The 11,422-nt window shown below is 66.1% G+C and carries 9 protein-coding genes; 1 reads left to right on the top strand and 8 read right to left on the bottom strand.

The genetic code is table 11. From position 1 onward, the window contains the following. Window positions 1-70: 70 nt before the first annotated feature. From AAXE93_RS01625 to AAXE93_RS01615, 3 genes are read right to left on the bottom strand one after another with little or no spacing between them, the layout of a single operon-like run. Window positions 71-412 (bottom strand): phosphomannose isomerase type II C-terminal cupin domain, encoded by a 342-nt coding sequence (locus AAXE93_RS01625; RefSeq protein WP_390127557.1) that lies wholly within the window; start codon window positions 410-412, stop codon window positions 71-73. A 13-nt stretch (window positions 413-425) separates the two neighbouring features. Beyond that, entirely contained in the window at window positions 426-2,006 is a 1,581-nt protein-coding gene (locus AAXE93_RS01620; RefSeq protein WP_390127555.1) for an ATP-dependent RecD-like DNA helicase, read from the bottom strand. Beyond that, window positions 2,003-5,695: a UvrD-helicase domain-containing protein gene (locus tag AAXE93_RS01615; protein WP_390127553.1), complete on the bottom strand. Its 3,693-nt coding sequence runs from the start codon at window positions 5,693-5,695 to the stop codon at window positions 2,003-2,005. The genes AAXE93_RS01620 and AAXE93_RS01615 overlap by 4 nt, the downstream gene beginning before the upstream one ends. A gap of 197 nt (window positions 5,696-5,892) precedes the next feature. Between AAXE93_RS01615 and AAXE93_RS01610 the strand changes: the two genes are divergently transcribed. Beyond that, entirely contained in the window at window positions 5,893-6,063 is a 171-nt protein-coding gene (locus AAXE93_RS01610) for a hypothetical protein (protein ID WP_390127551.1), read from the top strand. On the opposite strand, the gene AAXE93_RS01605 is transcribed toward AAXE93_RS01610, so the two are convergent. From AAXE93_RS01605 to AAXE93_RS01585, 5 genes are all read right to left on the bottom strand, one after another. Further along, window positions 6,060-9,314, bottom strand: a complete 3,255-nt coding sequence (locus AAXE93_RS01605; RefSeq protein ID WP_390127549.1) for an exodeoxyribonuclease V subunit gamma — start codon at window positions 9,312-9,314, stop codon at window positions 6,060-6,062. The two genes, AAXE93_RS01610 and AAXE93_RS01605, sit on opposite strands and share 4 nt — an antisense overlap. After that, window positions 9,308-9,928, bottom strand: a complete 621-nt coding sequence (locus AAXE93_RS01600; protein ID WP_390128635.1) for a metallophosphoesterase — start codon at window positions 9,926-9,928, stop codon at window positions 9,308-9,310. Before AAXE93_RS01600 ends, AAXE93_RS01605 begins: the two co-directional genes overlap by 7 nt. Window positions 9,929-9,995: 67 nt before the next feature. Then, window positions 9,996-10,331, bottom strand: coding sequence for a hypothetical protein (locus AAXE93_RS01595; RefSeq protein ID WP_390127547.1), 336 nt, complete (start codon window positions 10,329-10,331; stop codon window positions 9,996-9,998). Beyond that, the gene (locus tag AAXE93_RS01590) at window positions 10,331-10,651 is read right to left on the bottom strand and encodes an MgPME-cyclase complex family protein (RefSeq protein ID WP_114987831.1); all 321 of its coding nucleotides are present in this window, start codon (window positions 10,649-10,651) and stop codon (window positions 10,331-10,333) included. Before AAXE93_RS01590 ends, AAXE93_RS01595 begins: the two co-directional genes overlap by 1 nt. Beyond that, entirely contained in the window at window positions 10,648-11,397 is a 750-nt protein-coding gene (locus AAXE93_RS01585; RefSeq protein WP_115131987.1) for a pyridoxine 5'-phosphate synthase, read from the bottom strand. The genes AAXE93_RS01590 and AAXE93_RS01585 overlap by 4 nt, the downstream gene beginning before the upstream one ends. Window positions 11,398-11,422: the final 25 nt, after the last annotated feature.

Raw genomic sequence — 11,422 nt, 5'->3', positions numbered from 1 at the left:
AGGCTCACAACCTCCCTGCAACGTAAGAGTTGCGCTCTGGTTGTGTTGCCTACGCTTCAAAGGTTGGCCATCAAGTTATCACCCGGCCGTAATCATCCTGCAGCCGTTCGATGTCGTCTTCCCGCAGATCATCACCGTGCTGAACTTCCAGAATCAGCAGATCTGAACCGTCTGCACGGGCGCGATGCACAGCGCCGCAGGGGATCGAGAGCATGACGCCCGCACTGGCGGGATGCCAAATGTCTCCGCAGAGCAGAGCCCCCGAGCCGAACACCACGGTCCAACTTTCGCTGCGATGACGATGCCGCTGCAGCGACAACTGCTGCCCGGCACGAACCAGCAGCCGTTTGACCAAATAGTTGTCCCCCTGGATCAGCGTTTCGTACCAGCCCCAGGGACGCTCAACCCGCATCAGGCCACCCGCGTCAGATCAGCGTCACTAAGTCAAGGCTGGCACGGGCACGGGTGATGGCTGTGTACAGCAATCGGCGTTGATGTTCTGCAGCCGGGCCATCCTCCAGGGGATCTGGCCAGAGCACGATCACCCGGTCAGCCTCACTGCCCTGGGCCCGATGGATGGTGAGCGCAACCGCCGGCTCCAGACGCCGCAAACGGGCTGGATGCAAACGGCGCACCTGCAGCTGGCCGTCCGGATCCACCACCTGGAACAACAGGCGTCGTTCAGAGCTTGCCCCGATCACCACCCCGAGGTCGCCGTTGGCCAAGCCGAGTTCCGGTTGGTTGCTGCCGCAGATCACCGGCAAGCCGATCGGCCAACGCTCGACCCTGCCGGCGGCATTGGCTCCCAGCAGCGTGCGGTGCACATCATCAAGACTCCACGGCCCCCGGCGACGTGGACAGAGCAACAGGTCCTGCTCGAGCAGCGCAAACAAAGGCCGGGATGCCGCCATCAGCTCCTGCTCGGTGCAGCGGTCGAGATCAACCGTCAGTGCCTGCAACTGCTGGAGGCGCTGGATCCAGCGCTGGCGCACCAAGGCAGGGAAACGACGCAGGGGCCAGGGATGCACCTGAAGATTGGCCTGCTCAGGCAAGGCGACCAGATCCGCTGCAAAGGCCTGCAGATCCCCCTGGCGCAGCTGTTGCGCCACCTGCGCCAGGGCACCACGGTTGCGGTAGGTGCGCTCCAGATGCACGGCGCCGGCACCGAAACGGCCGCGTACGTCCGGCTGCTGAAGCCGATGCCAGACCGCTCCGCTCCCCACCGGCGGCAGCTGAGCTGGATCCCCCACCAACAGCAGCCGGCAAGCACTGGGCAACGCCTCCAGCAGGGCCTGGGTCAAGGCCAGATCCAGCATCGACATCTCGTCGATCACCAGCAGATCCAGTTCCAGGGGACGCTGGCGGTGCCTGCCGAAGCCACGGCTTCCGGCCTCCAACCAGCGGTGGAGGGTGCTGCAGGGCAACGGAGCCCGCTGCGCCATCACCGCCTCCCCCAGGCGCCGGGCAGCCTTGCCGGTGGGGGCCCCCAAACCGATGCGCAGGCCGGGATGGCGGGCTTCCGCCCGGGCCAGAATCTCCACCACCGTGCTGGTTTTGCCCGTGCCCGGACCACCGCTGAGCAGCACAACCGAGGCCTGATCCAGGGCGCGCACGGCGGCGCACTGTTCAGCGTTGAGACGATCCGACAGCTCGGGATCGACAGCCTCGACGGGTTTGGGAAGCGGAGCATGGGCCCGCTCCACCAGCTCGGCCACCACCTGCTCCATGGCCTGCAACCAGCGGCGCCAGCCCAGCCGATCACCCTGGAGCAGCAGGGGGGAGGCATCCCCCTCCAGCCATCCACTGGCTTGGGCAGCTGCCAGCCGCTCCGGCGTCAGCGCCACCGTCAACTCCCCCTGCTCCAAGGCCAGCACCAGATCTCGGCTGAGCTCCTCCAAGGCGGGGCCATCAGCCCGGGGCGGGATCCGTCGCCGCAGGGCGGCATGAAGTCCGGCCGTGAAGCTGGAGGGCCAAGTGCTGGTTCCCTGGGGCAGCAGCTCCGTCACGCCGGAACCTCCCCCAGGGCTCGATCTAGGGCCGCAATGCGATTGAGCGGCACGGGTTCAACGATGCGCCCCGGCCCAACAGCATTTTCCGGAGAGGCAATCACCGCTCCGGGCATCCCCCGCAGGAAGCAGTAGACGTAGCCCCCCAGATGCTGTTCCGGGTCGTAATCCGGCAGCCGCCAACGCAGATGGCGATGCAGAGCCACCAGGTAGAGGTGGGCCTGCAGGGGGTAGTGGTGGTGCAACATCTGCTCCTCCATCGCCTCCTGGGAGTAGTGATGCGGACCGCACAGCCCCGGCTCAGAACCGGTGCGCCGTTCACCGATCCAGTTGCTCTTCCAGTCGAGAACCCACCAGCGTTGGTGCTGGGGGTCCTGGAACACCAGATCGATGGAACCGGTGAGAAACCCACGGCTGTTGATCGAGAGCGATGCCAGCGCCGGGCTGTAGGTGCGGCCAAAACGGGCCTCGGCATCACAACCGAAGGCAGCCACCAGATCGGCCGTGCGCACGTGCTGCACCGGCAGATCAAAACTGAGTTCAGGCAGGCGCTGGTGCGGCCCCAGCCGATCCAGCGATAACGCTCCCAGCGGTCCCCCCAGGGGCGTCTGCAACACCTGCTCCAACCCCGTCAACACATCGTTCTGAAGATCGGGATCAAGCCCGGCCCTGCGCAACTCGGCGGCGATCAGCTCGAGCCGTTGGCGGGGCTCAGAGGCCTCCGCCGCAGAGAAGGGGAACTGTTCGAGGATCCGGTGCAGGCAATCCCCGGCCCCGGCCCCGCGCGGGAAGGCCGCCAGCGGCCCCGTCTCGGACCATGCCGGTTCTGCCCTCGCCGCCGTCGATTCCACCGCCGATTCCAACATCGATTCCAACGTCGATTCCTCGGCGCCGGGATCGCGATCACGACCCTGTTCATGCAGCTGAACGTCGTCGGATGAGGCAATCCAGGCCGAATAACTGGCCCGGCCCCAGCTCCGGTCGATCCGCTTGGGGATGGAACCAAGGGCCAACGGCTCGGCCAGCAGCGGAGACCGCCAACGCTTGCCGCTGGGCAGGCTCTCGACCAGGCCATCGATGCTGATCGGAACCTGTCGCTCTGCCAGGGCTTGGCTCAGCCGCTCATCGGTGAGGCTGTCGATCGCATCCCCAGCGGACTCAGCACCGAACAACCAGGCGGGCAAGGGGGAGTCCTCCTGGCCGTTGGCCCTGGCCCAGATCAGAACCAACTGGGATTGGGCTCGGGTCACCGCCACATAGGCCAGCCGCTCGGCCTCGGCCGCTGCCTCCCGCTGCGCCCGTTGCGCCGCCTGCCAGCCCTCCCCCCAGTGGACATCCACCCGCACCAGGCACTCTCCGGAGCGGGGGTCACGCCAAAGCGGACCGGACACAGCTGGGGGGGACTGCCAGAGGTAGGGGCAGATCACCACCGGATATTCCAGACCCTTGCTGCGGTGGACCGTGACCACGGCGATGGCGCTGTCGGCCTGATCGCTGTGGGGCTGGCGAGCCTCAGGCACCGGCTGGCTGGGGTGCAACCGCTCCCTCCGCAACCAATCCGCCGCGGTGGCCACATCAAGCCCCTGGCGGTGCATCGCCTCCTGCACCAGCCGCGCCGCCTGCTGCAGATCCCCCAGCATCCGGCCCCGTTCCGACAGCCCCGCCATCTGTTCACCCTTGAGCAGATCAGCCAGCGCCCCGAGCAGGCCCAGCCGCGGCATCGCCTCAGCCAAACCGCGCAACTGCAGCGCCAGCTGATCCAACAGGGCCGGCTCCAGGGCATCGGGCGCGATGGTCATCAGTCCCGAGCAGGCCAGCAGACGCAAGCGAGCGTCATCGCCCGGTTCCGCCAGGGCATCGAGGAACCACTGCAACAGCAAGGCAGCCTCACTGTCGAGCACATCGCCCTGGGTCACCAGGCGGGTAGGAAGTCCGCAGACCCCAAGGGCGCGGCGCAGGTCTTCCGCCTGTTGATGACGACTCACCAGCACGCAGAGATCTGCAGGGGTGAGGTCGTCCCGTTGCTGCAGTTGCTCCAGCACCATCGCGGCGAGCCGCTGGGGCAGCTCTGCTTCCAGGGCAGTGCGGCTGGAGGGCGCCTCGGTGGAGAGCAGCAGCAGTTGCAACGCCGGGGCATCCTGCGGTGGGGTGGCGGAGCTGCGGGGCTGCACCGCGGGCACAGGCAGTTCAGATCGGGGGAGCCCCGGAGCCATCAAGCGGTTCAACCCCTCCATCAGCGGTGCCGTTGTGCGGAAGTTGTCGAGCAGGTGATCGATCCGCTCCACCTGATCCCGCGCTGCCATGTAGGTGGCCAGATCACCACCCCGGAAGCGGTAGATCGCCTGCTTGGGATCCCCCACCATCAGCAGCAGGTGGCGTTCACCACCACCGAAGGCGCGATCCAGAAGACGCCACTGCACGGGGTCGGTGTCCTGAAACTCATCCACCATCACCGCCCGATAACGCTGTTGCAGAGGAGCAAGCCAGGCAACGTCGCCATCGCCGGGGTCCATGGCAGCCAACAAGCCGCCAAAGGTGATCACCCCGCGGCGGCGACGGCGGCGGTCCAGCTCCTGCAAACCCCGCTCCAGCAGGTACTGCCAGGTGCGCTCAATCGGTGCATCCCAGAGCGCCGCAACAGCGGCCTGCAGAGCCGGCGTCACCAGGCTGGGGTCGGTCTCACCGCACTTGCGCGCGACCTTGCACCAACTGCCGGGGTGGAAGTACTCCTTCAGCGGCTTCTCATGGGCGGCAATCTCCAGCAGTGACGGCACTGCGGTCTGCCCATGCAGCCACTGGTTGATCTGCGAGCAGCGATCGCTCTTGGGCTTGGCCGAATAAGGGGTGGTGGTTCCACAGCCCTGGGCTTTCCACTGCTCGGCCGCCTGACGGAACCCGGCATCCAGGGCGGCATGGTCCCGCTGCCAGAGCGGCACGAAGTCGTTCCAGAGCTGCGCAAGCCAGTGCTCCAGCTGTGGGGCAAGGGGCTGGTCGAGATCGATCACCCCATCAACGGCCCTGAACCGCGGCTGCTGTTCGCCATCCAGTTGCGCCAACCCCCTGCGCAGGGTCTGGGGCGAGAGGCCGCGTTGACGCAACGCCTTGAACTGATCCGGCGGCAGGTTGAGCAGCTCCTGTTGCCACAGGTCCTGAACCACCTCGGCCTGGAGCGCGGTGGCTTCGGTGTCCAGCTGAGGCTCCATGGCCGCAGCGTTGCTGAGGGCCAGACGGCGCAGACTGCGGCGGCAGAAGCCGTGGATGGTGGTGATGTCGGCCCTGTCCAACTGCTCCAGGGCCACCAGCAAGCGCCGAATCCACCGCTGACGCGCCTCCCCTGGTTCGGAACCCGACAGCCAATCCGCCAGGACGGGGTCTGGAGCGGGAGCCTCCATCCCCTGCTCCAGCTGCTCGAGACCCTGCAACGCCTGTTGCAGCCGCTGGCCGATGCGGGAGCGCAGCTCTTCGGCCGCCGCATCGGTGAAGGTCACCACCAACAACGCTTCGAGGGCGTGGTCGGCCTCCGTGATCAGCCGCAGGCAGAGATGCGCCAGAGCAAAGGTTTTGCCGGTGCCAGCGCTGGCCTCAAGCAGGCGGACCCCAGGGCCGAGGGGGTAGGTGTTGGCATCGAAGCGCTGGGCCATGGATGGAGTCTGCTCAACTTCGGCCTCAAAACCAGTGTTAACTTCCATGAAGCAGCCGGCGAAAGCTGCGAACTGGACTGGGTGTTGTCACACCCCAGAACAGAAGACGACCTGAGCGGGGGCCTGAAGAACCCTCGCTTTTTTATGGGCTTGTGAACGGATGCAACCCAACCCTTGAGAGAACAGGGGCTTGTGCGGGTGCGGGGCCATCAGGCCAACACGTTGGTGAAAGCCACCGGCCTGTTGTGTCCCCCGAACGTCGTCAGAAATTGGCCCAGCTGCTGGTGCGCAAAGCCGCCGCTGTTGAAAGCATCAACCAGGAACATCGGGCCTACTTCTTCCGCCGTCTGGCCGGCGAGCCCATGGTGATTTCCAACGAACGCATGCGCGAAATGCTCGACGAGCTGTTCGACTAACGCAGCTGGGCCAGAAGGGGGCCGTACAGCAGCTGACACGCCTCCTGGAATCCGGCCTCATCCATCAATTGCTCCGCAGCGATCTCCGTGCCGAAGCAGAGCTGCATCACCGGGGTGGCCCCTTCGTCCTGCCAGGTCTTGCGGAAGTCCTGCGGCCCCTCCCCCGGTTTGCGCCGGTCTTTGGCCACCATCTGCCAGCCGCTCTTCGGGGGGACCGGCCAGCACCGCTCCAGCCCCTGTTGCGCGAGCCGCGCCAGCTGCTGCAGCTGGTGCTCGGCTTCAGCCGTCGGCAACGCCGACCAGCGCAAGTGCACCTCGGCGCCGGCAACCCGGGTGCTGCGGGCCACCACCGCTGAGCCGGCAGCAGGCGCCAATCCCTCAGCGCACAGCAACAGATGCTGCAACCAGCCGCGCATCACCGCCGCGGCCGTGAGCATGCCGGGCTGTACCACCACCTGGGTGTCGCCGGCGTAGAGCAGGGGCATCGGCAGACCGGCGAGCACAGGCACCTCCCGGCGGCAGGGACCAAGCGATGCCAGCTGCCGTTGCAGGGCCTGCCAACGCTGCTGCAGTTCCTCTTGCTCAAGGGCCGCACCAGCCCCCGCCGGCAGCACACCCTGGCCCGCCAGCGACGTCGTCCAATCCGGAGCCGATCCAAGAATGAACTGCTCCTCAAGCTCGTGGTTGAGCAGCAAATAGCGCTGCAGGCCCTCCAACTCGAGCGCCTCAAGATCCTCCACCGCCTCAATGCCTTCCCCAGGCCGCAACCCCCGTGCCTGCAACCAGGCCTTCTGGGGCTGCTGCATCCAGGCCAGCAAGGCTTCAGGGTCCAGGGCCAGGTCGTCTCGGTCACGTCCCTCGGCCTCTACCTCGTCATCGACATCGTTCAGGTCTTGCTGCCAGAGCGATGCCCAGGCCAGCCCCTGGACCTGATCCGACACCGGAGCACGATCCAGGCAGCGCCGGGCCTCCAGCTGGCGGCGATCACAGCTGAGCGGCGCCTCGGGCCGAAAGTTCTCTCGGGAGAGGGGGTTGGCCGCCGGCGTGATCAACAACCCCTCCGTGGAGGAACCGGCCCGTTGCAACTGCTCCTGCAGCACCGCAAGCCACTGTTCCACCGGCGCAGCAGGCGGCTGGGGCTCACCGGTGCGCTCCAGCCGCCCGCACCAGCTGATCAGCAGATGACGGCGTGCCGACATCAAGGCCTCCAGCAGCACGTAGCGGTCCTGGTCGCTGCTGCGGGGATCCCCCAGGCGCCGTTGCTGCTCGAGCAGATGAAAGCCAGGGCGGCGGCTCGGGCGTGGAAAGTCGGCGCTGTCGAGGCCCATCAAAACCACCACCTTGTGGGGGATCGCCCGCATCGGCTCCAGGGCACTGATGGTGAGGGCGCCACTGCGGTGACCGAAGCGACCACTGTCCACCGACAAGGCCTCCTGCAACACCTCCAAGGCCACGGCTGCATCGAGGTCCAGAGGGCAGTCATGGGCCCGCAATCGCCACTCCTCAAGGGCTGCCGCCCAGCTCTGCGACTCATCGGCCCAGGCCCCACCCTCAGCGAACAGCTCCTTCAACAGGGACTGCAGCAGCTGCACCCAGTCATGGCAAGGCCGGGGCTGTCGCAAGCGATCGAGCATCCGCACCAAACGGTCCAGCAAAGTCCACCAGCGCACCAGGCGATCGGGATCCAGCTCCTGCTGGAACGGTGCCGCCCCTGCTGGAGCCAGGCCCGGCTCCACCGGCAGCACCAGGCCCAGCAGCCAACGGTCGAGACACCAACGCAGGCTGTGCACCTCGTCCCCGCCCCGCTCGCGGGCATCCAAGCCCCAGCGAAAACCGCTGCGTTGCAGTGTCTGGGTGATCAGCACCGCCTCCTCCGGCGTGAGTCCCTGCTGGCCCTGCAGGGCCGGATTGGCCAGCAGACGTTCCAGCCCCGTGGCGGTGAGGCGTGTGGCAGCCAGCTCCAGCAGCGTGAACATCGCCATCGACAACCCCGGACTGCTCTGCTGACTGCGGTCAGTGAGGCGCCAGGGCAAATCGACACCGATGGGCGCCGTGTCGTTGAACACGGAGCTGAGCAGCGGTGCATAGCGCTCAATCTGCGGCGTCATCACCAGCACGTCGCGGGGCGCGAGATCGGGATCGGCCGCCAGCCACTGCAGGATGCGATCACGCACCAGTTGCACCTCCCGCCAAGGCCCCGGTGCCGCCTGAAACAACAGCGACTGATCGTCGGAAGAACGCTCAAGTGCGGGAACGCTGTCGGCATCCACCAGCTGCTGCTGAAGCTGATCGAGCAGGGTGGGCTGGCGCTCTTCCGCTGCGGCCATCTGCAGAGAACCTGCAAACAGATCCCCCTCGCTTCGCTCCCCCAGCTGCGCTTCACCGGAGCCCTCCAGCAACTGCTGAAATTCGGCACCCATCCGCCCAAGCACGGCCTCCAGGCGCGGCGCCTCCGCCAACCAGCCCCCATCGGGCGGAACCAGCCAGTCATCCCCCATCGAGGCACGCCGACTGCCGCAGCGCTGCCACAGATCCGGACACGGGGTGAGCAGGTAGATCTCCACCTCCAGCAGACCGGACAAGGCCTGAATCAGATCCACCTGCACCGGTGCCAGGGCACTGATGCCAAACAGCCGCAGCCGCTCCGGCAGCAGGGCTGGATCAACGTCTCCTCGCCGGAGACGATCGACGGCCTCACGCACCTGCAGGCCAAAGGGAGCCCGGGGAAGCCGTTGGGCCAGCAGTCGCCAGAGCACGGGCTGCCAGTCGTCATCGGGCCGCGGCCGTTTCCACTGCTCCAGTTGATCGGGGCGGTAGAGGGCGTAATCGTCCATGGCATCGGCGATGGTGCGTGCCAGCTGCCAACGGTCCCGCGTCAACCCCGAGGCGGTTCCTTCACGCTGGGTAAGCCAGGTCCGTAGCGGCTGGGCGACGGGCTGCTCCAACAGCTCCGGCAGCAGCTCGAGCACAGCCCACACCAGCTGGCCCGCCCGCCAGGGATCGTCCTCCTGCGCGGGGAGATGCAGCACCTGGCGCACCAGCTGCCGCAGGCGACTACCCGGGAAGGGGAAGCGCACCAGGGAACTAATGCCGTTGGCCATGGCTAGCTGTTCCCCCAACCATCGGCTGGTGGGCCAGGTGTTGACCATCACCTCCACCGTTTCAAGGGGGCCCGGCTGCTGCTCGATCAACTGACGGGAGAGCAAGCGAGCCAGAAATTCAGCCCTGTTGCTTCGATAAACCGTCAGCAAGGGCCAACTCCAGCCAGTACGGCATCGGTTGCAGCTCCTTCAACCTGAACGACCGCATCGGTTTGCGGGCAGTAGGCCGATAAACAACCGCCGTAGACCGCACCGGTGTCGATCAGAACAATCGCGCCAAGGCGATCCACCTGGGGACGGGGCGTATGGCCCACAACAACCTGGCCAAAACGACCGTCATAGGCCTCCCAGAAGGGATCACGAATGGAGAGGTCCGGTTGACCCGCTGCATCGAACCCGGCATGGGTGGCGCACCAACCGTCACCGCGATAGACGAGCGGGAGCTGTTGCAGGCGCGGCAACCATTGGCGAGCGCTGCTGTCGCCCAACTGGGCATAGGTGGCGTGCTGACTCAAGCCGTCCCTGGATTCCAGGGCATCAATGAGATCTTGCTCATGGTTCCCGCGCAGCCACGTGGCACGGCCGGCCTGGGCCAGATCCCAGACCAGATTCATCGTGGCGGGAATGGCCTCACCACGGTTGATCACATCCCCGCAGAAGACCAGATGGTCGTTCGGCGGCAGGGTGGCGAGCAGTTGGCATAGGGGCTGATAGCAGCCATGCACATCTCCAATCACCCAGTGCCAGCGGCTGTGCAGGTTCAAAGCAACAACCTGGAGATGCGTCAATTCTGATGCTCAGCCAGGCAGCGCCAAGAATCCGGCATGCAGATCAGAACAAACCGAGAAAGCGCTTGCGTTCCTTGGGTTGGCTCGGGTCTGGCTTGGGTCTTTCGGGGGTTTCCCTGCGGTAGCGGGGCTTGGCATCACCAACGGTGACCAGGGGATCGTTGTTCTTGAACCAGATCCAGTCGCGAATCGGCGGCGTCTCCGTGAGATCACGGCGGGTCAGCCCCAACCCCAGCTTGGCCGAAGCCCCCAGCAGGATGTCCACCATCGCGTCCCCATCGGGACAGGTGGCCAAGGCCTTGTTGGTTTTCTCCGCACCATCGAGGGCCTGCACCAGGAGTGCAATGCGCTGCTGAACGGGAAGGGAACTGGGATTCATCAGACGGCACCGGCAAGTGCATCGGGAATCCCCGCGGAGGGAGCTTCAAAGGTCCCCACAGCCACGTACTCCAAACGGAGTTTGAGGAAGGTGATGAAGGTGGGATCGGTGGACACCACAGCGGCAGCGGGCTGGGGAATGGTTGCCTTGAGCTCAGCCAGCTCAGGAGAAGAGAGGAAAGCCGGTTGCTTCACCAGCCAGAAATCGATGGTCTTGCCGGTTTCGGCGTAGTTGCGTTGGCGCTCCCGCAGCACTTCCTCCAACGGCTCCTCCACGGTGAGGAAGCGCTCGCTGGCTGCAACGAAGTGATAGGTGGTCATCCGGGCGCCTGTCCGAAAAGGGGATCAAGGCGGGGATTCTGAACCAAGACCTTCATATCCCGCACAGCCTGTTGCAGTCCGACGGCGACAGAGCGGGCCACGATCGTGTGGCCAATGTTGAGTTCTTCCATCCCAGGGATGGCCGCGATGGGCTCAACGTTCTGATACGTGAGGCCATGGCCGGCATTGACCCGCAGACCGAGCTGCCGGGCGATGGCCGTCCCCTCCTGCAAGCGCGCCAGCTCCTGGGGCTGGGTGCTCCAGTCGGCATCGGCATAGCGCCCGGTGTGCAATTCCACCCAGCAGGCCCCCGTGGCTTTGCAGGCCTGGAGTTGGGTGGCCTCCGGATCCACAAACAGGCTCACAGGTATCCCGGCGGCCTGAAGGGTTTGCACCATGGCCCCCAGGGAGGCCTCTTGTCCGGCCACATCCAGGCCCCCCTCCGTGGTGACCTCCTCCCGCCGTTCCGGCACCAGGGTGACCATGTCGGGCTTGATCCGCAGCGCAATCGCCACCATCTCCTCGGTGGCGGCCATTTCCAGGTTGAGGCGGGAGCGCACGGTCTGGCGCAGCAACTCCACATCCCGATCCTGGATGTGACGCCGGTCTTCCCTCAGATGCACGGTGATCCCATCGGCCCCACCGAGTTGAGCCAGCAGTGCCATCGACACCGGGTCTGGCTCGACGGTCCGCCGCGCTTCACGGATGTTGGCAATGTGGTCGATATTGACGCCGAGGCTGGCCATGACGGGGCAGTCGTTGGCTGGATCC

This window comes from Synechococcus sp. HIMB2401 (assembly GCF_042883245.1).
Lineage (GTDB): Bacteria > Cyanobacteriota > Cyanobacteriia > PCC-6307 > Cyanobiaceae > Parasynechococcus.
Note: the sequence above shows the minus strand (reverse complement) of the source record. Positions and strands in the feature narration are given on the sequence as shown.